This window comes from Pseudomonas sp. OV546 (assembly GCF_900116845.1).
In the GTDB taxonomy this organism is placed as follows: Bacteria; Pseudomonadota; Gammaproteobacteria; order Pseudomonadales; family Pseudomonadaceae; genus Aquipseudomonas; species Aquipseudomonas petroselini.
The window spans coordinates 64102-85503 of record NZ_FPCE01000002.1 but is presented as its reverse complement, the minus strand read 5'-3'; the positions used below and the strand labels follow the sequence as shown (position 1 = coordinate 85503).

20 protein-coding genes are annotated in these 21402 nt (G+C 59.2%); 7 read left to right on the top strand and 13 right to left on the bottom strand.

Translation table 11 applies throughout. The annotated features are described in order from the left end of the window. Positions 1 to 50: 50 nt before the first annotated feature. From BM403_RS05625 to BM403_RS05615, 3 genes are all read right to left on the bottom strand, one after another. Entirely contained in the window at positions 51 to 806 is a 756-nt protein-coding gene (locus BM403_RS05625; RefSeq protein ID WP_017526345.1) for a DeoR/GlpR family transcriptional regulator, read from the bottom strand. 83 nt (positions 807 to 889) lie between these two features. Next, positions 890 to 2395: a glycerol kinase GlpK gene (gene glpK / locus BM403_RS05620; RefSeq protein ID WP_046034437.1), complete on the bottom strand. Its 1506-nt coding sequence runs from the start codon at positions 2393 to 2395 to the stop codon at positions 890 to 892. An 81-nt stretch (positions 2396 to 2476) separates the two neighbouring features. After that, positions 2477 to 3334, bottom strand: coding sequence for an MIP/aquaporin family protein (locus tag BM403_RS05615; RefSeq protein ID WP_012722481.1), 858 nt, complete (start codon positions 3332 to 3334; stop codon positions 2477 to 2479). A 328-nt stretch (positions 3335 to 3662) separates the two neighbouring features. Here BM403_RS05615 and ybaK point away from each other — a divergent pair, with 328 nt between their 5' ends. Next, on the top strand, positions 3663 to 4133 hold the full coding sequence (gene ybaK, locus BM403_RS05610) for a Cys-tRNA(Pro) deacylase (protein ID WP_012722482.1): 471 nt from the start codon (positions 3663 to 3665) through the stop codon (positions 4131 to 4133). 135 nt (positions 4134 to 4268) lie between these two features. Here ybaK and BM403_RS05605 read toward each other — a convergent pair whose 3' ends face one another. Both BM403_RS05605 and argF read right to left on the bottom strand, forming a co-directional pair. After that, positions 4269 to 5378: an ABC transporter ATP-binding protein gene (locus BM403_RS05605; protein WP_012722483.1), complete on the bottom strand. Its 1110-nt coding sequence runs from the start codon at positions 5376 to 5378 to the stop codon at positions 4269 to 4271. Continuing rightward, a complete protein-coding gene (gene argF / locus BM403_RS05600; protein ID WP_012722484.1) occupies positions 5375 to 6295 on the bottom strand; it encodes an ornithine carbamoyltransferase in 921 nt (306 codons plus the stop codon). The genes BM403_RS05605 and argF overlap by 4 nt, the downstream gene beginning before the upstream one ends. 433 nt (positions 6296 to 6728) lie before the next feature. On the opposite strand from argF, the gene BM403_RS05590 reads away from it, so the two are divergent. Together BM403_RS05590 and grxD are read left to right on the top strand one after the other, a co-directional pair. Continuing rightward, the gene (locus tag BM403_RS05590) at positions 6729 to 8837 is read left to right on the top strand and encodes a molybdopterin oxidoreductase family protein (protein WP_093541998.1); all 2109 of its coding nucleotides are present in this window, start codon (positions 6729 to 6731) and stop codon (positions 8835 to 8837) included. Between the two features lie 77 nt (positions 8838 to 8914). Continuing rightward, on the top strand, positions 8915 to 9253 hold the full coding sequence (gene grxD, locus BM403_RS05585; protein ID WP_012722486.1) for a Grx4 family monothiol glutaredoxin: 339 nt from the start codon (positions 8915 to 8917) through the stop codon (positions 9251 to 9253). A 79-nt stretch (positions 9254 to 9332) separates the two neighbouring features. On the opposite strand, the gene bfr is transcribed toward grxD, so the two are convergent. Both bfr and BM403_RS05575 read right to left on the bottom strand, forming a co-directional pair. Next, positions 9333 to 9803, bottom strand: coding sequence for a bacterioferritin (gene bfr / locus BM403_RS05580; protein ID WP_012722487.1), 471 nt, complete (start codon positions 9801 to 9803; stop codon positions 9333 to 9335). A 201-nt stretch (positions 9804 to 10004) separates the two neighbouring features. Then, positions 10005 to 10223 (bottom strand): bacterioferritin-associated ferredoxin, encoded by a 219-nt coding sequence (locus BM403_RS05575; protein ID WP_010564137.1) that lies wholly within the window; start codon positions 10221 to 10223, stop codon positions 10005 to 10007. Between the two features lie 243 nt (positions 10224 to 10466). Between BM403_RS05575 and BM403_RS05570 the strand changes: the two genes are divergently transcribed. Continuing rightward, complete coding sequence (locus BM403_RS05570) at positions 10467 to 11069, top strand: peroxiredoxin (protein WP_003172097.1); 603 nt, start codon at positions 10467 to 10469, stop codon at positions 11067 to 11069. A 283-nt stretch (positions 11070 to 11352) separates the two neighbouring features. Here the strand turns inward: BM403_RS05570 and rnt are convergent, their stop codons facing one another. Beyond that, positions 11353 to 12024, bottom strand: a complete 672-nt coding sequence (rnt, locus tag BM403_RS05565) for a ribonuclease T (protein ID WP_010564138.1) — start codon at positions 12022 to 12024, stop codon at positions 11353 to 11355. Continuing rightward, positions 12021 to 13067, bottom strand: a complete 1047-nt coding sequence (gene pyrC / locus BM403_RS05560; RefSeq protein WP_093541996.1) for a dihydroorotase — start codon at positions 13065 to 13067, stop codon at positions 12021 to 12023. The genes rnt and pyrC overlap by 4 nt, the downstream gene beginning before the upstream one ends. A gap of 156 nt (positions 13068 to 13223) precedes the next feature. Here pyrC and BM403_RS05555 point away from each other — a divergent pair, with 156 nt between their 5' ends. The 3 genes from BM403_RS05555 (at position 13224) to BM403_RS05545 (ending at position 16749) form a co-directional block, all read left to right on the top strand. Next, complete coding sequence (locus BM403_RS05555) at positions 13224 to 14132, top strand: flagellar protein MotY (protein WP_012722489.1); 909 nt, start codon at positions 13224 to 13226, stop codon at positions 14130 to 14132. A 141-nt stretch (positions 14133 to 14273) separates the two neighbouring features. Beyond that, the gene (locus BM403_RS05550; RefSeq protein WP_012722490.1) at positions 14274 to 15491 is read left to right on the top strand and encodes an argininosuccinate synthase; all 1218 of its coding nucleotides are present in this window, start codon (positions 14274 to 14276) and stop codon (positions 15489 to 15491) included. Positions 15492 to 16116: 625 nt separating this feature from the next. Continuing rightward, on the top strand, positions 16117 to 16749 hold the full coding sequence (locus BM403_RS05545) for a response regulator transcription factor (protein ID WP_012722491.1): 633 nt from the start codon (positions 16117 to 16119) through the stop codon (positions 16747 to 16749). Positions 16750 to 16833: 84 nt separating this feature from the next. Here BM403_RS05545 and BM403_RS05540 read toward each other — a convergent pair whose 3' ends face one another. The 4 genes from BM403_RS05540 to metG all read right to left on the bottom strand — a co-directional run bounded on the left by BM403_RS05540 (position 16834) and on the right by metG (position 21255). Continuing rightward, positions 16834 to 17016: a PA3496 family putative envelope integrity protein gene (locus tag BM403_RS05540; RefSeq protein WP_012722492.1), complete on the bottom strand. Its 183-nt coding sequence runs from the start codon at positions 17014 to 17016 to the stop codon at positions 16834 to 16836. Between the two features lie 107 nt (positions 17017 to 17123). Continuing rightward, a complete protein-coding gene (gene nth / locus BM403_RS05535) occupies positions 17124 to 17762 on the bottom strand; it encodes an endonuclease III (protein ID WP_012722493.1) in 639 nt (212 codons plus the stop codon). A 127-nt stretch (positions 17763 to 17889) separates the two neighbouring features. Beyond that, positions 17890 to 19146 (bottom strand): electron transport complex subunit RsxB, encoded by a 1257-nt coding sequence (gene rsxB, locus BM403_RS05530; protein WP_255611015.1) that lies wholly within the window; start codon positions 19144 to 19146, stop codon positions 17890 to 17892. A 57-nt stretch (positions 19147 to 19203) separates the two neighbouring features. Beyond that, the gene (metG, locus tag BM403_RS05525) at positions 19204 to 21255 is read right to left on the bottom strand and encodes a methionine--tRNA ligase (RefSeq protein WP_012722495.1); all 2052 of its coding nucleotides are present in this window, start codon (positions 21253 to 21255) and stop codon (positions 19204 to 19206) included. Positions 21256 to 21402 lie beyond the last annotated feature (147 nt).

The following is a 21402-nucleotide window of genomic DNA, read 5'->3' as shown; positions in this document are numbered from 1 at the left end:
TATTGGGGCGGCTTCGCCACCCAGCGCGGGGCAAGCCCGCTCACTACAGGTCACACTACTTCCAATCTGACCTTATGCTCATTCAACAATTGCACCAGCGCTGGCACCGGCTGTTGATCGGTCACCAGACAATCCACCAAACTGATCGGCCCCAAGCGAATCATGGCGTTGCGCCCGAATTTGCTCGAGTCCGCCGCCAGGATCACCTGACGGGCATTGGCGATAATCGCCTGGGAAACCCGCACTTCCTGGTAGTCGAAATCCAGCAGGCTACCGTCTTCATCGATCCCGCTGATGCCCACCAAGGCAAAGTCGACCTTGAACTGGTTGATGAAGTCGACACTCGCCTGGCCCACCACACCGCCATCACGGCGCACATTGCCGCCGGTCAACAACACATCGAAGTCGTCCTTGGCGCTGAGCATGGTGGCGACGTTGAGGTTGTTGGTGATGATTTTCAGGTGGTTGTGGTTGAGCAACGCACGCGCGATGGATTCGGTGGTGGTGCCGATATTGATGAACAGCGAGGCGTGATCAGGGATTTGCGCGGCGATGGCTTCGCCGATGCGCTGTTTCTCGTCGCGCATCTGGTCGGCACGCATGGCGTACGCGGTGTTTTCGACACTGGAGTCATAGGCCGCGCCGCCGTGGTAGCGGCGCAGCAGATTGGCGTCCGCCAGCTGGTTGATATCGCGGCGGATGGTTTGCGGGGTGACAACGAACAGCTGCGCCATTTCCTCGATACTGACGTAGCCGCGTTCGCGGACCAGCTCGAGGATTTGTTGTTGGCGGGGAGGCAGATTCATGGGGCGTCCTTTGGGCTGCCATACAAAAGTGGCCCATGATGACGCAGGAATCCGCTCCCTGCCAGTTACAACCTGACGTTGGCTTATTCAGCGCCTTCGTGCGGCTCCCAGTCACGGGTGCGGCTGACCGCTTTTTGCCAGCCGGCGTAGAGCTTCTCCTTGGCGCCCTCGTCCAGCTGCGGTTCGAACTCGCGCTCGATCACCGCCTTGCCGCGCAACTCATCCAGGCTGCCCCAGAAGCCGCACGCCAAGCCGGCCAGGTAGGCCGCGCCCAATGCGGTGGTTTCGCGCATTTGCGGGCGCTCGACCTGGGTGCCGAGGATGTCGGCCTGGAACTGCATGAGGAAGTTGTTGGCCACCGCGCCGCCGTCCACGCGCAGGGCCTTGAGGCGTTCGCCCGAATCCTGCTGCATGGCGTCCAGTACATCGCGGGTCTGGTAGGCAATCGACTCCAGGGCGGCACGAATGATGTGATCCACGCGTACGCCACGGGTCAGGCCGAACAACGCGCCACGGGCGTAGGGGTCCCAGTACGGAGCGCCCAGGCCGGTGAAGGCCGGGACCAGATACACGCCGTTGCTGTCCTTGACCTTGCCGGCGAAGTATTCGGTGTCGGTGGCATCGGCGATGATCTTCAGCTCGTCACGCAACCACTGTACGGTGGAGCCGCCGTTGAATACCGCGCCTTCCAGGGCGTACGCCACTTCGCCACGCGGGCCGCAGGCGATGGTGGTGAGCATGCCGTGGTTGGATTTCACCGCTTTGTCGCCGGTGTTCATCAGCAGGAAGCAACCGGTGCCGTAGGTGTTCTTGGCTTGGCCGGCTTCGACGCACATCTGGCCGAACAGCGCAGCCTGTTGGTCACCCGCGATGCCGCCGATGGCGATGCCGCTTTTGGTACGGCCGTAGATTTCCGAGGACGACTTCACTTCCGGCAGCATTTCGCGCGGTACGTCGAGGATCTCCAGCATCTTCGCATCCCACTCCAGCGTGTGGATGTTGAAGAGCATGGTGCGCGAGGCGTTGGTGTAGTCGGTGACGTGGGTCTTGCCGCCGGTAAATTTCCAGATCAGCCAGCTGTCGATGGTGCCGAACAGCAGTTCACCGTTACGCGCACGCTCGCGGCTGCCTTCGACGTTGTCGAGGATCCACTTGAGCTTGGTGCCGGAGAAGTACGGGTCGGTGACCAGGCCGGTGGTGTCATTGATGTATTGCTCGTGGCCGTCGCGTTTGAGCTGCTGGCAGATCTCAGTGCTGCGGCGGCATTGCCAGACGATCGCGTTGTAGATCGGGCGGCCGGTGACTTTGTCCCACACTACGGTGGTTTCACGCTGGTTGGTGATGCCGATGGCGGCGACCTGGTCATGGTGCAGGCCGGCCTGCGCCAGCGCTTCGACCATCACTGCGCTCTGGGTCGCGAAGATTTCCATCGGGTCATGCTCGACCCAGCCCGCTTGCGGGTAATGCTGAGTGAATTCACGCTGGGCGGTGCAGACCACGTTGGCGTCGCGATCGAAGATGATCGCGCGGGAACTGGTGGTGCCCTGATCGAGGGCAATGATGTAGTTCTTATTCTGAATGTCGGTCATGTCGATTGCCTTAGACGGAAAATAAGGAAGTAAGGAATCAGCCGGGTCCGCAAAGGGGCAGTGCGGGCCCGGCCGGCGGTATCAGGAAATACGCGTCTTGCCGTTGACAGCCGTGTCAGGTGTTTCTTCAGCTATAGCAGGTGCGGCGCTCGGCAGGTGACGGGCAATCAGCCCGCGATACGCTGCGGCGCCGAGGCATGCGCCGACGATCGGTGCAAAAATCGGTACCAGGAAGTAAGGAATGTCACGACCGCCAGTAAAGGCCATTTCACCCCAGCCCGCGAAAAAGGTCATCAGCTTGGGCCCGAAATCCCGCGCCGGGTTCATCGCAAAGCCCGTCAGCGGGCCCATGGCGCTGCCGATCACGGCAATCAACAGGCCGATCAGCAGCGGGGCCAATGGGCCGCGTGGCAGACCGTTGTTGTCATCGGTAAGGGCCATGATTACGCCCATCAGGATGGCGGTGATGACCATTTCCACCAGGAACGCCTGGGCAGTGCTCAGCAGCGCATGGGGGTAGGTGGAGAACACCGACGCCAACTCCAAGCTGGCTTGGGAGCCGCGCACCATGTGGTGAGTTTGTTCGTAATCGAAAAACAGATTGCTGTAGAGCGTGTACACCAAGGCCGCCGAGCAGAAGGCGCCAGCGATCTGGGCGAGGATATAGAAGGGCAGTTTGCGTTTTTCGAAGTCGGCGAAAATACACAACGCGATGCTGACAGCCGGGTTGAGGTGGGCTCCGGAAATACCGGCGCTCAGGTAGATCGCCATGCTGACGCCGACCCCCCAGATGATACTGATCTCCCACAAGCCAAAGCTGGCACCCGCGACCTTGAGCGCAGCGACACATCCTGTACCGAAGAAGATCAGAAGCGCAGTCCCCAGGAATTCGGCCATGCATTGGCTCGAAAGTGAAGGCTGTTGAAGAGCAGTTGTCATGGAAAACCTCATTTGTTGTTCTTGTCTGGCGCACGACCTCAACGGGCGGTTGCGCGATTTTCACCCTGGCAAGGATCCCCATCCCGGCCACGGCTCACTGCGTGAATGCTGCAGGTGTATTCCTACAGTATTCGGAAACGAAAAAATATAGACAAGAATGACGGCTGTCAAAGGTCGAAAGTGAACTGTCGGTCACTTTCAAACTATTGGTCTGGTGAATGATCACACTTGTCACATGACACGTGCACCTTAGGAGTGGGCGGACTAGAGCGTTTTGTGCGGGCTTGGCCTAGAATTGGCGATCTGTTTGCCTCGCTCCGGAGACGTCATGACCCCCGCATTGGATTTGTTGAAAAAAGTTCGCGCCGAACATCGAATCCACAGTTACGAACATGATCCCAAGGCTGCTTCGTATGGGCTGGAGGCCGCGGAAAAATTGGGCCTCGACCCGGCGCAGGTGTTCAAGACCTTGCTGGCCAGCAGCGAGAAGGGCGAATTGTTGGTGGCGGTGGTGCCGGTCGTCGGAAGTCTGGATTTAAAAGCCCTGGCTCACGCGGCAGGCGTCAAGAAAGTTGAAATGGCTGACCCGGCAGCGGCGCAGCGTTCCACCGGCTATCTGTTAGGTGGTATCAGCCCGCTGGGGCAGAAGAAGCGTTTGCGCACGTTTATTGATGTGACGGCGCAGCCATTCGCAACGATTTTTGTGAGCGCGGGGAGGAGGGGCTTGGAGGTTGAATTGCCGGCGGTGGTGCTGGCGGAGCATACCCAGGCCAAGTTCGCGCCGATTGGTCGCGCCTGAGACCCGCCTTCGAAGGCTACCGAGGTCCAATGTGGGAGGGGGCTTGCTCCCGATGGCAGTCTATCAGCCAGCTTATCTGTGACTGATACACCGCTATCGGCAGCAAGCCCCCCCCACATGTTTGACCTGGTTTCGTCAGTGAGCGGCGCTGTGGCGCCGCACGCCGGACTCGCTCTGAGGAATCTGCGCCGCCGTGCTGCCGGACGCCTGGAACAATACCAAGTGTTCGGCCGCCACCCGAATCCCCACATCCGCGCCCACCTGATGGTCTGCATGGCTGGGGAAAATCGATTCCAACTGTGCGCCCGTCGGCAGTTGCAGGCGGTACAACGTCGAAGCACCGAGGAAGGTCTTGCCGACGATCCGTGCTTTCAACGCGCTGTCCGGTGCGTAGACGATGTCATCCGGGCGCAGTAGCACGTCCACCGCGCCGCCGGTAGGCCAGGTGTAGGCACGGTTGCCGCGCAGCTCACCCAGTTCGGTGCTGACCGATTCCGGCGAGCTCAATTGGCCACGAATGAAGTAACCCTGGCCGATAAAACTCGCGACGTAGGGTGTCTGCGGTTCGTGATACAGGTTGTAGGGCGTGTCCCACTGCTCAAGCCGGCCTTCCTTGAACACACCCACCTGGTCGCTGACGGCAAAAGCTTCTTCCTGGTCATGGGTGACCAGGATCGCACTGGTGCCGCGCGCCTTGAGGATGTCGCGCACCTCGTGGCTGAGCTTGCGCCGCAGCTCGCCATCCAGGTTGGAGAAGGGTTCATCCAGTAGCAGCAATGCGGGCTCCGGCGCCAGGGCGCGGGCGAGGGCTACACGTTGTTGCTGACCACCAGAAAGCTCATGGGGGAAACGCTTGCCCAGGTTCTTCAGGTTTACCAGTTCGAGCAATTCAGCGACCACGCGGTCTTTTCGCGGGTGTTTGCGAATGCCGAAGGCAATGTTGTCAGCGACGCTGAGGTGAGGAAACAGCGCGTAGTCCTGAAACACCATGCCAATACGACGTTTCTCCGGTGCCAGGGTGAACCCGGCACTCGAGATGACTTCACCGGCCAGGCTGATTTCGCCCTCGTGCACCGGTTCAAAGCCGGCAATCGCGCGCAGGGTGGTGGTTTTGCCGCAGCCCGAGGAGCCCAGCAGGCAACCGATATCACCCGCATTGAGGTGCAGGTTGAGGTTCTGCACCACCCGTTGATCTTGATAGCCGCATGCCAGATTGCGCAGGTTCAGCAGTAATTCATGGCTCATGCGTGGTGGTAAGACGGCGGGACGAGAAATTCGAGCAACGCCTTTTGCGCATGCAGGCGGTTTTCAGCCTGGTCCCAGGCGACCGAACGTGGGTCGTCGAGCAGGTCGAGGCTGATTTCCTCGCCACGGTGGGCGGGCAGGCAGTGCATGAACAGTACGTCCGGCGCGGCCAGGTCGAGCAGTTCGCGGGTGACCTGGTACGGGGCAAACAAGGCCAGGCGCTTGGCGGTTTCGTCTTCCTGGCCCATGGAGGTCCAGACGTCGGTGCTGACCAGGTGCGCGCCGACAACGGCGTCCTTAGGATCGCGCAGCAGTTGTACGCGACCGTCTGCCTTGGCGAGGAATTCGGCGCTGGGCTCAAAACCTTCGGGGCAGGCGACGCGCAGGTGGAAGTCGAACTGGATCGCCGCTTCTATATAGCTGTTGCACATGTTGTTGCCATCACCGATCCAGGCGACGGTCTTGCCCTGGATCGAGCCACGGTGCTCAAGGAAGGTTTGCATGTCGGCCAGCAACTGGCACGGGTGCAGGTCGTCGGACAGGCCGTTGATGACGGGAACGCGCGAATGAGCGGCAAATTCGGTCACGGTGCTGTGGGCAAAGGTACGGATCATCACCGCATCCAGCATGCGTGACATGACCCTGGCGCTATCGGCGATAGGCTCGCCACGGCCCAGTTGGGTATCACGCGATGACAAGAAGATGGCTTGGCCACCCAGTTGGATCATGCCGGCTTCGAAGGACACGCGGGTGCGGGTCGACGACTTCTCGAAAATCATCCCGAGCACGCGGTTTTTCAAAGGCTCGAACAGTACGCCGCGGTTACGCAGGTCTTTAAGCTCAATGCCTCGACGGATCACGCTGACCAGCTCTTCGGGCGTGCAATCCATCAGGGAGAGAAAGTGCCTTGCGCTCATCATTAACTACCTTTTGCAACAGACCGCAGATACTCAAAGCCTTGTTTATTGTGACAACGGGCGAGACCTGCGGCGAAAGCCGCACGGGGCGACGAAATAGGGGAAGGCGCGATCTTATAATTAAATGTCGCGTCTTACCAATAGGGCTACGGTTTTTAAGGGCGTTCAAGCAGGGCGCCGAGGCGCTTTTGAAGACGAATTCCAGACAGCAGCGGTTCATTTGTACACTGGCGTCGCAACCTTTTGCAATGTGCGGAGGCGGCTGCAGGCCAGGCTGCGTCGGTTTCAGCGCGCGCCTGCGAGGTTTCTGAAACATTTGCTCATGCTTAGCCATGGCCTGGCCTGATGCTTGTCGATTCACGGCACTGACGTTGGTGGTGCCTTGGCCGTCCGCGGGCCATAGTTAGGCCAAAGCCCTGATAAGAGACTGGCCATGACCAAGACTCTCCACCACCGTGCCTGCCATCTGTGTGAAGCCATCTGTGGCCTGACGCTGGAAACCACCCAAGCTGAGGACGGCAGCCTGGCGATCACTTCGATCAAGGGCGACGCCCAGGACAGTTTCAGCCGTGGGCATATCTGTCCCAAGGCCGTCGCGCTGCAAGACATCCAGAATGATCCCGACCGCCTGCACCAGCCCATGCGGCGGGTGGGCAACGAATGGCAGCCGATTGCCTGGGACGAGGCCTTTGCCCTCATCGCCGAACGGCTGGCGGGGATTCAGGCGCGGCATGGGCAGAATGCGGTGGCGGTGTATCAGGGCAATCCCAGCGTGCATAACTATGGGCTGATGACCCACAGCAACTATTTTCTGGGGCAGTTGAAGACGCGCAATCGGTTTTCGGCGACCTCGGTGGACCAGTTACCCCATCACCTCACCAGCTACCTCATGTACGGCCATGGCCTGTTGCTTCCAATCCCCGACATCGACCACACCGACTTCATGCTGATCCTGGGGGGCAACCCGCTGGCGTCCAACGGCAGCATCATGACCGTGCCGGATGTGGAAAAGCGCCTCAAGGCGATTCAGGCACGCGGCGGCAAAGTGGTGGTGGTCGACCCCCGGCGCAGCGAGACGGCAGCCATTGCCGATCAGCATCTGTTCGTGCGGCCAGGCGGTGATGCGGCGTTGTTGTTTGGGGTGCTCAACACCTTGTTCAGCGAAAACCTGACCCGCGACAGCCATCTCCCCATTGAAGGCCTGGAGGATGTACGCCGCGCCATCGCAGGGTTTACCGCTGAGGCCATGAGTCGCCAGTGTGCGGTGCCTGCCGAACAGATCCGCCAACTGGCGCGGGACTTTGCCGCCGCCGACAAGGCGGTGTGTTACGGGCGCATGGGGGTGTCGACCCAGGCGTTCGGCACGCTGTGCCATTGGCTGGTGCAATTGATCAACCTGGTGACTGGCAATCTGGACCGTGTCGGTGGCGCGCTGTGCACCACGCCGGCGGTGGATTTGGTGGCAGCGACCGGCGGCGGGCATTTCAATCGTTGGCAGAGCCGGGTTTCCGGGCGCCCGGAGTACGGCGGGGAGCTGCCGGTGTCGGCCTTGGCTGAGGAAATGCTCACCGAAGGTGAAGGGCAAATCCGGGCATTGGTGACGGTGGCCGGTAATCCGGTGTTGTCGACGCCTAACGGCCGCCAGTTGGAACAGGCGCTGGATGGTCTGGAGTTCATGGTCAGCATCGACCTTTATATCAACGAAACCACGCGCTATGCCGACCTGATCCTGCCGTCCACGTCGGCGCTCGAAAACGATCACTACGACACCACGTTCAATATGTTCGCGGTGCGTAATGTCACGCGATTCAATCGCGCGATTTTGCCCAAGCCGGAAGGCGCGCTGCATGACTGGGAGATTTTTGTCGGCCTGGCCAAGGCGTTCGCGGCGCAGACGGGGGTTGCGCTCAAACCCACCCTGCCGCCTGCACAGATGATCGACTTTGGCTTGCGTGCCGGGGTGTACGGTGACGCGTCCAGCCATAAGCTGTCCGTGGCAATGCTGGCAGATCATCCCCACGGCGTGGACCTCGGGCCGCTCCAGCCCAACCTTGCCGCTCGTTTGAAGACCGCCGATGGCAAGGTGCAAGCGGCGCCGGCGGTGATCCTCGCCGACCTGGCGCGGTTTGCGGCGCAGCCGGTGCCTGTGGCCGACGAACTGCTGCTGATTGGCCGCCGCCATGTGCGCAGCAATAATTCCTGGATGCATAACTATCACCGGCTCGTGAAGGGCAAGCCGCGCCATCAATTGTTGATGCATCCGGATGACCTGGCCCGTCGGCAACTGAGCGATGGCCAGCGTGTGCGCGTCAGCTCGCGCATCGGCATGATCGAAGTGGAAGTGCTGGCCAGCCTGGACATGATGCCCGGCGTGGTCAGCCTGCCCCACGGTTGGGGGCATGGACGCCCAGGTGTCCAGATGACGATCGCCAGCGAACAACCAGGCGCGAGTGCCAATGACTTGACCGACGAGCGGCAGCTGGATGAGTTATCGGGCAATGCTGCGTTGAACGGCGTTCCCGTGCAGGTAGCAGCCGCCTGAGCACCGCGCGGGAATTTTGCGTTACAATGCGCCACCGTGCCGACCTGTGAGTCGCAAAGTTCCAGCCGAGGTGTTCCATGGATATCATCGAAACGATCAAAGAGCAGATTGCCAACAACACCATTCTGCTTTACATGAAGGGCGCGCCCAACGCTCCTCAGTGCGGTTTCTCCGCGAAGGCGTCCCAGGCCATCATGGCGTGTGGCGAGAAATTCGCTTACGTGGATATCCTGCAAAACCCTGAAATCCGCGCCAACCTGCCGAAGTACGCCAACTGGCCTACGTTCCCACAGCTGTGGGTAGCCGGTGAGCTGGTCGGCGGTAGCGACATCATCGTTGAGATGGCCGCTGATGGTTCGCTGCAAACGCTGGTCAAAGAAGCAGCGGCAAACGCCGCAGCCAAGACTAACGCTTGATGCTTCTGTAAAAAACCGTGCAATAAAAAGCCCCGCGTCTCTAAGAGAGCGGGGCTTTTTTGTACCTGCGTGCTGGGGCTTATTCGCCCATCTGCGATTGCAGGTAGTTTTCCAGGCTGACTTTGTCAATCAGGCCCAGTTGGGTTTCCAGCCAGTCGATGTGTTCTTCCTGGTCTTCCAGGATGTCTTCCAGCAGCTCACGGCTGCCGAAGTCGCCTTTGGTTTCGCAGTGAGCAATGGCGGCCTTGAGGTCGCTGTGGCTCTTGCGCTCAAAACCCAGGTCGCTGCTGATCATTTCCTGGGTGTGCTCGCCGATGTTCAGCTTGCCCAGGTCCTGCACGTTCGGCAGGCCTTCCAGGAACAGGATGCGCTTGATCAGCGCGTCGGCGTCTTTCATGGCCTTGATGGATTCTTTGTATTCACGCTTGCCGAGCTTTTCCAGGCCCCAATCGTCATACATGCGCGCATGCAGGAAGTACTGATTGATCGCGACCAGTTCATTGGCAAGGATTTTGTTGAGTTGCTGGATGACTGAGATGTCGCCTTTCATGACTGGGGTCCTGCCCTGTAATAGCTGTATATAAGGCGGAGTTTGAGCGGCGAATTCCTTAGTGTCAAACCTAAGTTATTGAATAATAAATGAAAATTAATCGGAATAAGAATGTTTGTGTTCCGCGTCTTGGCGCTAACTAATTGAATTGCGGGCATAAAAAAACCGGACGTTAAGTCCGGTTCTTTAAAACACGCCCAATCAGGCGTGTGTAAATTCTGCTGAATAGGGGAGCGCGGCCTGGGCTGTCTGCAGCTGCGTCAGGGTTTCCCGTACCACTTGCTTGGCGAGGCAAGCACATTTGCCACATTGGCTGGCAACGCCGGTGGTTTCACGCACTTCCTTGTAGCTGCAGCAACCTTCATAGATTGCTTCGCGGATTTGTCCGTCGGTGACGCCAGTACAGAGGCACACATACATAAGGGAGAACCATCGCGGGTTTAAGGCTTAAGTGGGATGGATCTTAATGTTAACGAGAATGATTGTCAAAGTAGATTCGTAGGGTATTGGCTGGCACCGCGCCCTCACTGACGAACGGTTTTTTCAGTGTATGATGGTCGGTCTTCACGAAGCGTGACTGCGTCACAGGGCTGTCGCTTAAACACGGCAGACTCGGGCCGGTCCTTTTACTTCAATCGTCACCCTCACATCAGGAGATATCCAATGAGCGTACTCGTCGGCAAACAAGCCCCGGATTTCGACGTACCCGCCGTCCTCGGCAATGGCGAAATCGTTGACAGTTTCAAACTGTCTGAAGCCATCAAAGGCAAATACGGCCTGGTGTTCTTCTACCCGCTGGACTTCACCTTCGTCTGCCCGTCCGAGCTGATCGCCCTGGACCACCGCATGGACGATTTCAAGGCGCGCAACGTTGAAGTGGTCGCCGTTTCCATCGACTCCCATTTCACTCACAACGCTTGGCGCAACACCGCCATCAATGATGGCGGCATCGGCAAAGTCAAATACACCATGGCTGCCGACATGAAGCACGACATCGCCAAGGCTTACGACGTTGAATCCGAAGGCGGCGTGGCTTTCCGTGGCGCGTTCCTGATCGACGACAAAGGCGTGGTTCGCTCCCAGATCATCAACGACCTGCCACTGGGTCGTAACATGGAAGAGCTGATCCGTCTGGTCGACGCCCTGCAATTCCACGAAGAGCACGGCGAAGTCTGCCCTGCCAACTGGAAAAAAGGCGACAAAGGCATGAACGCTTCGCCGGAAGGTGTTGCGGCTTACCTGACCGAGAACGCTGGCAAGCTGTAAGCCGGAGTCGAGGTACAAAAAAACCGGCCTGTGAAAGGGCCGGTTTTTTTATGTGGAGGAAAAGCCCCTGGGGCAAGCGTGCTTTTTGTGGTGAGCGGGCTTGGTGTGGTGAGCGGGCTTGCCCCGCGCTGGGCTGCGAAGCAGCCCTAAAACCTGCCTGCGAGGTCTAGCTGAATAAATGCGCTCCCTGGATTGGGGCTGCTGCGCAGCCCAGCGCGGGGCAAGCCCGCTCACCACAACAAGCCCCTTCACCACAGTAAGTCCGCTCACCACAAAAGCGCTGTTAGTCGTTGAAGTCTTCCCAGCCGCCCATCTGCTTCCAACGGTTGACGATGCCGCAGAACAGCTCGGCAGTCTTCTCGGTGTCGTAGCGGGCCGAGTGCGCCTCGCGACCGTCAAAGTCGATTCCAGCCGCTTGGCAGGCCTTCGCCAGTACGGTCTGGCCATAAGCCAGGCCAGCGAGGGTCGCGGTGTCGAAGCTGGAGAACGGGTGAAACGGGTTACGCTTCATGTCCAGCCGCGCCACGGCGGCATTCAGGAAGCCCAGGTCGAAGCTGCTGTTATGGCCGACCAGGATCGCGCGTTTGCAGCCATTGGCCTTCAACGCCTTGCGCACGCCACGGAAGATATCGGTCAGTGCCGCTTCTTCACTCACCGCCATGCGCAGCGGGTGATCGAGCTTGATCCCGGTGAACTCCAGGGCAGCGGCTTCGATGTTGGCGCCTTCGAATGGCTCCACCCTAAAGAAGTGGGTGTGTTCCGGGAACACAAAACCCTGTTCGTCCATGCCGATGGTGGTCGCCGCGATTTCCAGCAGCGCGTCGGTGGCGCAGTTGAAACCACCGGTTTCTACGTCGATGACAACCGGCAGATAGCCGCGGAACCGCTCGGCCATCGGGTGACGGGAACCGCCACCACTGTGCTCGTGTTCGTCATCGTAATGGTCTTCACTCACTTGCTTTCCTCCAGCAGGCGCCAGCGCAGTGTTTCACCGGCGCGCAGCGGGATAACAGTCAGCTCGCCAAACGGCAGGCTGGCAGGGGCGGTCCAGTCTTCACGGACCAGGGTGATGCGGTCGGTATTCGCCGGCAGGCCGTAGAAGCGCGGGCCATTGAGGCTGGCGAAGCCTTCGAGCTTGTCCAGCGAGTTGCGCTGTTCGAATGCTTCGGCATACAGCTCGATGGCGGCAAACGCGGTATAGCAACCGGCACAGCCGCACGCGGCTTCTTTTGCGTGCTGGGCGTGGGGTGCCGAGTCGGTGCCGAGGAAAAACTTCGGATTGCCGCTGGTCGCCGCATCCAGCAAGGCCACCTGGTGGGTGTTGCGCTTGAGGATCGGCAAGCAATAGAAGTGCGGCCGAATCCCGCCCACCAGCATGTGGTTGCGGTTGTACAGCAGGTGATGCGCGGTGATCGTCGCGCCGACGTTGGCCGAGGCCTCGGTAACGAACTGCACGGCATCGGCGGTGGTGATGTGCTCGAACACGACCTTGAGGGTCGGGAACAGCTCGACCACACGGCGCATATGCTCGTCGATGAAGATCTTCTCGCGATCGAACACGTCCACGTCGCCACGGGTGACTTCACCGTGGATCAGCAGCGGCATGCCGACTTCCGCCATGGCTTCGATGGCCGGCAGGATCTTGTCGATACTGGTCACGCCGGAATCGGAGTTGGTGGTCGCGCCGGCCGGGTACAGCTTGGCGGCGTGCACGAAACCGCTGGCCTTGGCCTCACGAATTTCTTCGGGCTGGGTGCGGTCGGTGAGGTAGAGCACCATCAACGGTTCGAAGCGGCTGCCGGCCGGCCGCGCAGCGAGGATACGCTGGCGATAGGCGTCGGCTTGCTCGGCGTTACGCACCGGAGGTACCAGGTTAGGCATGATGATGGCGCGGCCAAAGGTGCGCGCTACATCGGCCACGGTGTGGGGTAACGCAGCACCATCGCGAAGATGAATATGCCAGTCGTCGGGACGCAGCAGGGTCAGGCGGTCGGACATTGGGGATTCCAGGCGGGTCAATCTGGTGGGAATGCTACCGGAAAAGACTCTTGCAGGCACTCGCTATCAAGTTTTGCAGGATGCAACCGATAGCCTTTTGTATGCCTTATCGATGTATGACGCTTTGAAGTGTTGTAGAAACCAGTGGAGCCTCCCGTGCGCCAGCATTATCTAGCCCTGCTCAGTGTGTTCGCCAGCCTGCCTGCGATGGCCCTCACGTTCCAGACACGTCTGGAGAATATTGAGTGGAAGGTAGAAGGCGATCAGTTCGAGTGCCGCCTGACCCAACCGATCACCGACTTCGGCTCGGGTGAGTTCGTGCGTCGGGCCGGCGAGCAGGCGACGTTTCGCCTGAAAGCCTATAACGGCTCGCTGGGTGTGGGCTCGGCCACGTTGTTGGCGGCTGCCGCCCCTTGGCAGCCGGGCCGAGGTGATATCAACCTCGGCGCCGTGCGTGCCGGCAGTGGCGACGTCTTGTTCAACAGCTCCCAAGCCCAGGCCGGGCGCCTGTTTACGGGGTTGCTGGAAGGGCGCAGCCCGACCGTCCGACACTACGGGCGTGAGGGCGGCTATTCGGAAATCCGCTTATTGCCGGTGAAATTCAACAAGGCCTACAACGACTACCAGCTGTGCACCACCAAGCTGTTGCCGATGAATTACGACCAGGTCAAGCAGACCGAAGTCGGGTTCCCGGGTGGCGGTATCGAACTGGACGCGGCGGCCAAGAAGAAACTCGACGTGATTCTCGCGTTCATGAAGGCCGACCCCACCGTCAACCATATCGAGTTGAACGGCCATTCGGACAACGGCGGCAACCGCCTGACCAACCGTGACGTCTCGCGTCGCCGTGGCTTGGCGGTGATGGATTACTTGAAGGCCAACGGTATTCCGGAATCGCAGATCACCTTGCGTTTCCACGGCGAAAGCTACCCGCTGGCGCCTAATACCAATGCGGCCAATCGCGCGCGCAATCGTCGGGTGAATATTCAGCTCGAACGCGTCGCAGCCCCCGAGAAACCGGCGCCCCAGGCCAGCGGCCCGAGCAACCCTGCACACACGTCATAACGTGCAGCCTAAGGTGCGACCATCGGTCGCCCTCTCGACATAATCTGTCGCTTTATCTTCATTTGCTGTCGCGCCCCTGTAAATCCACGGTTTTGGTCGGTAGAATCGACGCCTTTCCGTACAACCCCGTGGAGTGATGGCATGGCCGACGTAAACAAGGTCGTTCTCGCGTATTCCGGCGGCCTGGACACTTCGGTGATCCTCAAGTGGCTGCAGGATACTTATAACTGTGAAGTGGTGACCTTCACCGCTGACCTGGGTCAGGGCGAAGAGGTCGAACCTGCACGTGCCAAGGCGCAAGCCATGGGCGTGAAAGAGATCTACATTGACGACCTGCGCGAAGAGTTCGTCCGCGATTTCGTCTTCCCGATGTTTCGCGCCAACACCGTCTACGAAGGCGAGTACCTGCTGGGTACCTCCATCGCACGTCCGCTGATCGCCAAGCGCCTGATCGAAATCGCCAACGAAACCGGCGCCGACGCCATTTCCCATGGCGCCACCGGCAAGGGCAACGACCAGGTACGTTTCGAGCTGGGCGCCTACGCGCTCAAGCCAGGCGTGAAAGTGATCGCGCCTTGGCGTGAATGGGACCTGCTGTCCCGTGAAAAGCTGATGGATTACGCTGAAAAGCACGCGATCCCGATCGAGCGTCATGGCAAGAAGAAGTCCCCGTACTCGATGGACGCCAACCTGCTGCACATCTCCTATGAAGGCGGCGTGCTGGAAGACACCTGGACCGAGCACGAAGAAGACATGTGGAAGTGGACCGTCTCCCCGGAGAACGCTCCCGACAAGCCGCAATACCTGGAACTGACCTACCGCAACGGCGACATTGTCGCGTTGGACGGCGTTGAAATGACCCCGGCCACCGTTTTGGCGACGCTGAACCGTATCGGTGGCGAACACGGTATCGGCCGCCTCGACATCGTCGAGAACCGTTACGTGGGCATGAAGTCCCGTGGCTGCTACGAAACCCCAGGCGGCACCATCATGCTGCGCGCTCACCGCGCCATCGAGTCCATCACCCTGGACCGCGAAGTCGCTCACCTCAAAGACGAGCTGATGCCGAAGTACGCCAGCCTGATCTACACCGGCTACTGGTGGAGCCCTGAGCGCCTGATGCTGCAACAGATGATCGACGCGTCCCAGGCCCACGTGAACGGCGTTGTGCGCCTGAAGCTGTACAAGGGCAATGTGATCGTCACCGGTCGCAAATCTGATGATTCCCTGTTCGACGCCAACATCGCCACCTTCGAAGAAGACGGCGGCGCCTACAATCAGGCGGACGCGGCAGGCTTTATCAAGTTGAATGCATTGCGCATGCGCATTGCGGCCAACAAAGGTCGCTCGTTGTTCTAAGTTTCAGCCTGTCGTGAAGAATGGCCCCTTGTTCAAGGGGCCATTTTTTTTGCCGGTGTATTTTATAGAATGTCGCGATGTTTATAGTGATTAAACATATGTTGATATTTTTCATCCCCACCTTTCCCAAACAGGGGACTTGAATTGGCTGTTGTTGGAAGTGTGTAGGGGGAATGAATTTTTTACACCTGTGTAGGAACTGGTCTTACAGAAAATTCACTCATGCAGATACAGCGAATATATAAAGCGCTGAATAGTCTGTAAGAATTAAGGATGTAAGTGAATATGTTAAATGGAACTAAAACAGCCGGATCTTTCCTGCTCGTTCACTCGGCCAACGGCGAGAGGCAAGGGGCATTTCCTGAGAGTTACGTGCGGTACGTTTACCCGACCCCTGATATCCCATGGATATTTCACTCAAAATATGTAAGTCCCCAGAAAGGTCTGAAAGGATCCATAAAGCTTGATAAGTCCGAGATGGCGTTTTTTTGTAGGGTAATTCCTTTATCGCTGTGGGGTGGGTCTCTGCTTGCTGTTGCTTGGGGGGGAATGCTATGCCAACTAGGAAACGACTAGGCTATTGTGCTTGCTCTAAATAATTCGAACAGCGAAATTGGACTTTCTCATGAATAAAGTGCTGATCGTGGATGATCATCCCGTCATTCGTCTTGCTGTGCGTATGCTAATGGAACGTCATGGTTATGAGGTCGTTGCCGAGACCGATAACGGTGTCGATGCGTTGCAACTTGCACGGGAGCATATGCCGGACATTGTCATACTGGATATTGGGATACCCAAACTTGATGGCCTGGAAGTTATTTGCCGCCTGTCTTCGACCAAGCAGGCTGCACCGTTCAAGGTGCTGGTGCTGACGTCCCAGGCCCCTGGTCATTTTTCCATGCGCTGCATGCAGGCGGGGGCTGCCGGCTATGTGTGCAAGCAACAGGACCTGACCGAGTTACTGAGTGCGATCAAGGCCGTCTTGTCGGGCTACAGCTACTTCCCGAACCAGGCGCTCAACTCGGTACGCTCCACCATGGGCAATGCCAGTGAGGCCGATATGGTCGAGCGTCTGTCCGGCCGAGAAATGATGGTATTGCAGCAGTTGGCCCGGGGCAGGACCAACAAGGAGATTGCCGACGGCATGTTCCTCAGCAACAAGACCGTCAGCACCTACAAGACGCGTTTGCTGCTCAAGCTCAACGCCCGCTCTCTCGTCGACCTGATCGAACTGGCACAGCGTAACGGCTTGGTATAGAGGAGGGGACGCCACCGCGTGTTGCCCGGGCAACCGGCAGAAAAAAGCCTCCGTCAGGGAGGCTTCCGGCCGTCGACCTCTCAATCAGAGATCGAAGTCGTAATCGGCCAGTTGTTTTTGCAAGCGTCGTTCTTCCAGAAGATTGTCGATGGTACGGCGTTTGCTCAAATTGGTCTTGGCGACCTCTGCCACAGGCGTCTCCGCCCCATCGTCATCCGATTCAACGAGGTCGTCTTCCACTTCCAGTTGTTCTTTGCCAGTGCTCATAAGGTTCACTCCGGGCTAAGACTGCCGTTGGCGCTCCTTATAACGATAATCCATGACCGGGTAAAAAAGATTTTTTCAATCGACCGATCAATAAAACCAATGGTCCCTCAATCGTCGGATGTCTTGTCCTTGTATTCGCACAGGTCTTCTATCCGACAGCTGCCGCAACGCGGCTTGCGGGCCTGGCAAACATAGCGTCCATGAAGGATCAGCCAGTGGTGGGAATCGAGCAAATACGGCTTGGGCACGAATTTCATCAACTGCTTTTCCACCTCCACCACGTTTTTCCCACGGGCAATGCCGGTTCGGTTACTGACCCGGAAAATGTGGGTGTCCACCGCCATCGTCAGTTGACGGAAAGCGGTGTTGAGCACCACGTTGGCAGTTTTACGGCCAACGCCTGGCAGGGCTTCCAGGGCTTCGCGGGTTTGTGGCACTTCACTGCCGTGCAGTTCCACCAGCAGGCGACAGGTTTCGATGACGTTCTTGGCCTTGCTGTTGTACAGGCCGATGGTTTTGATGTATTCCGACAACCCGTCCACACCCAGGGCATAGATTGCCTCCGGCGTGTTCGCCACGGGATAGAGCTTGGCTGTGGCCTTGTTGACGCCCACGTCGGTGGATTGTGCCGACAGGATCACCGCAATCAGCAATTCGAAGGGCGAGGTGTAAGCCAGTTCGGTCTTGGGTTCCGGATTGTCTTCGTGAAGCCTGCGGAAAATTTCCAAGCGTTTTGCGGCGTTCATGGGGCGGTGGTTTCCTTACAGGCGTTCGGCATCAATGTGAAGAGTGGGTCCAGGCTTGGGGTTCTGTGAGCAATTATCTCGGACAGGATAAACGATCGTTACGGCGCCCGGCAGCGCTCGTAGCGGGTCACGCGTCGACGTAGGCGTCCACCTGGCGCTGCGTTTCCTCAAGCCTGTGTTGTGCGGCTTTCAGTTGATCTGCATTTACGCCCGCTTGGCGTTGTAATTTGCTCACCTCCGCCCGGGCGTACGCCAGGGCGGTTTTCAGCTGGCGCAGTTGAGCGTCGATGGGGCGTTTTTCCACGCGCTGCAAATCGGGCCGAGGCTGCTGACTGTCAGCCTCTGCATCGTGCAAGGCTTGCTCCGCGCTGGACAGCGCAGCGCTCAGGAGTGCCAGTTGCTGTTCGTCAGCGTTCTGGTCCTGGGCTTTTTTCAATTCGGCGCGCCGCATGGCCAATTGGATTTTTGCGCGTTTGAGTGCGGGGTCTTTCGGCGGCGGCAGGGTCGTCGGGGTGATGACTTCCAATGCTGCAAGTGCCTGCTCTGCTGCTTCGAACTGCTGCTGCAGAACGATCAACTGCGACTGCTGCTCAAAGGTCGGCGGGTGGCCGAACGCCTTCAAGGATTTATGCAGTTGGGCACGGCTCATGGCGAGCGTGATTTTAGCCTGCTTGACCGCTGCCTCTTGGGCTGCCTGAGCCGCATCGGCCGGCACGGGCTGTGTTGGCGCCGAGCGCTTGGCCCGTGCCAGGCGTTCGGCGAGTTTGTGGGCTTCTTCCCGTTGCAGGCGCGCGTTGCGTTGTTCAAAGCGCCGCCGCGCCCGGTCACGTTTCAAGCCGCGTTCATGATGCTCACGATCATTGGTCGCCAAGCCACCCACAATCGGTAGCACGCGGGTCGCTGGGTGCATCTCAATGCAATCGACAGGGCAGGGCGCAACGCACAGGTCACAACCGGTGCACTCATCAATGATGACGGTGTGCATCAGCTTGGCGGCGCCGACAATAGCGTCCACCGGGCAGGCCTGGATGCACTTGGTGCAGCCGATGCACTCGGCCTCGCGGATATACGCTACCTGGGCTGGCGCTTCCCCGCGATGGGTGTCGAGGTCCAGCACCGGCACGCGCAGCAACAGTGCAAGGCCGGCGATGGTTTCCTGCCCGCCGGGCGGACACTTGTTGATTGCCTCGCCTCGTGCGATGCCCTCGGCGTAAGGCTTGCAGCCCGGGTGCCCGCATTTGCCGCATTGGGTCTGCGGCAGCAGCGCGTCGATACGTTGAATCAGGTTCATGCTGTGATCACGGGTATGCCGATTAAGCGAACAGGCGTGTAATGGATTTGTAGGAGCGCGACTTGCCGGCGATAGCGTCCTTGAGATCGCCATTGCCGGCAAGCCGGGCTCCTACAATAGGCCTAATTTACTCGCCACAGGCCCATAGGCTTACTTGATGCGTTGACCCGGCTTGGCACCGCTGTCAGGGCTCAGCAGGTAGATCTCTTCGCCACCAGGGCCGGCCGCCATCACCATGCCTTCGGAGATACCGAACTTCATTTTCCGTGGCTTGAGGTTGGCGATCATCATGGTCAAGCGACCATCGAGCTTGGACGGGTCCGGATAAGCGCTCTTGATCCCGGAGAACACGTTGCGTTGCTCGCCGCCGAGGTCCAGGGTCAGGCGCAGCAACTTGTCGGCACCTTCCACGGCTTCGGCCTTGACGATCAGCGCGACACGCAGGTCCACGGCGGCAAAGGCGTCGAACTCTATTTCCGCAGAAATCGGGTCCTTGGCCAGCTCGCCGTTACCGGCCGGTGCCGATTCGCCGGTGTCGGTCTGGCTGGCAACCAGGTCTTCTTTCGAAGCGTCGGTCATGGCCTGGACTTTCACCGGGTCGATACGGGTCATCAGCGGCTTGAACTCGTTCAACTGATGGTTGCTGAGCAGAGTGGCGTGATCGTTCCAGGTCAGCGGCGCGACGTTGAGGAACGCCTCGGCATCGGCGGCCAGCAACGGCAGCACCGGCTTGAGGAAGATCACCAACTGGCGGAACAGATTGACGCCCGTGGCGCAGATCGCCTGGACTTCCGCCTGTTTGCCTTCCTGCTTGTTCAGCGACCACGGCGCCTTGTCGGCGATCCAGGCGTTGGCGCGGTCGGCCAGGCCCATGATCTCGCGCATGGCGCGGGCAAAATCGCGGGCTTCATAGGCGTCGGCGATGCTTGGCGCAGCGGCCAGGAACGCGTCGGTCAGTTCCGGCGCGGCATTCTCAGCCACCAATACACCGGCGTTGCCCTTGTGGATAAAACCGGCGCAACGGCTGGCGATGTTGACGACTTTGCCGACCAGGTCCGAGTTGACCTTCTGTACGAAGTCTTCCAGGTTCAGGTCGAGGTCGTCGACGCCACGGCCCAGCTTGGACGCGTAGTAGTAGCGCAGGTATTCCGGCGACAGGTGGTCCAGGTAGGTGCGCGCCTTGATAAAGGTGCCACGGGACTTGGACATCTTCTGGCCGTTGACCGTCAAGTAGCCGTGCACGGCAATGCCGGTGGGCTTGCGGTAGCCCGACCCTTCAAGCATCGCCGGCCAGAACAGGGCGTGGAAATTGACGATGTCCTTGCCGATGAAGTGGTACAGCTCGGCGGTGGAATCCTTGGCCCAGAAGGCGTCGAAATCCAGTTCCGGCGTGCGGTCGCACAGGTTCTTGAAGCTGGCCATGTAGCCGATCGGCGCGTCCAGCCACACGTAGAAATATTTGCCCGGCTCGCCCGGGATCTCGAAGCCGAAGTACGGTGCATCGCGGGAAATGTCCCACTGTTGCAGGCCGGCATCCAGCCATTCGGCGATTTTGTTGGCCACGGCGTCCTGCAGGGTGCCGCTGCGCGTCCAGGTTTGCAGCATTTGCTGGAAATCCGGGAGCTTGAAGAAGAAGTGCTGGGAGTCCTTGAGCACCGGGGTGGCGCCGGAGATTGCCGACTTAGGGTTCTTCAGGTCGGTGGGTGCGTAGGTGGCACCGCATTTCTCGCAGTTGTCGCCGTACTGGTCCTCGGTGCCGCATTTCGGGCAGGTGCCCTTGATGAACCGGTCGGCCAGGAACATTTTCTTTTCCGGGTCGAAATACTGGGTGATCGAGCGCGTGGCAATGTGCCCGGCTTCCTTCAACCGCAGGTAGATCTGGCTCGACAGCTCGCGGTTTTCGTCGGAGTGGGTCGAGTGGAAGTTGTCGAAGTCGACCAGGAACTCGGCAAAGTCGGCGCTGTGTTCAGCCTGCACATTGGCGATCAGTTGTTCCGGGGTGATGCCTTCCTTTTCGGCGCGCAGCATGATGGCCGATCCGTGGGCGTCGTCCGCGCAGACATAAATGCATTGATTGCCGCGATGCTTCTGGAAGCGCACCCACATATCGGTCTGGATGTACTCAAGCATATGGCCAAGGTGGATGGAACCATTGGCATAGGGCAGGGCGCTGGTGACGAGGATCTTGCGTGGCTCGGACATGGGGCTCGGCTACTTGATGAAACGGAGGTCGGCCACTATAAAGCGCCGGGAAATTTATTTCACCCCGTGGCGCTGTTTCCGAATCTTCCCAACCTGCGAAAGCATGCCGTTAAGCCGCTGGAACGGTTAGGATAGCCGCCTGTTTCA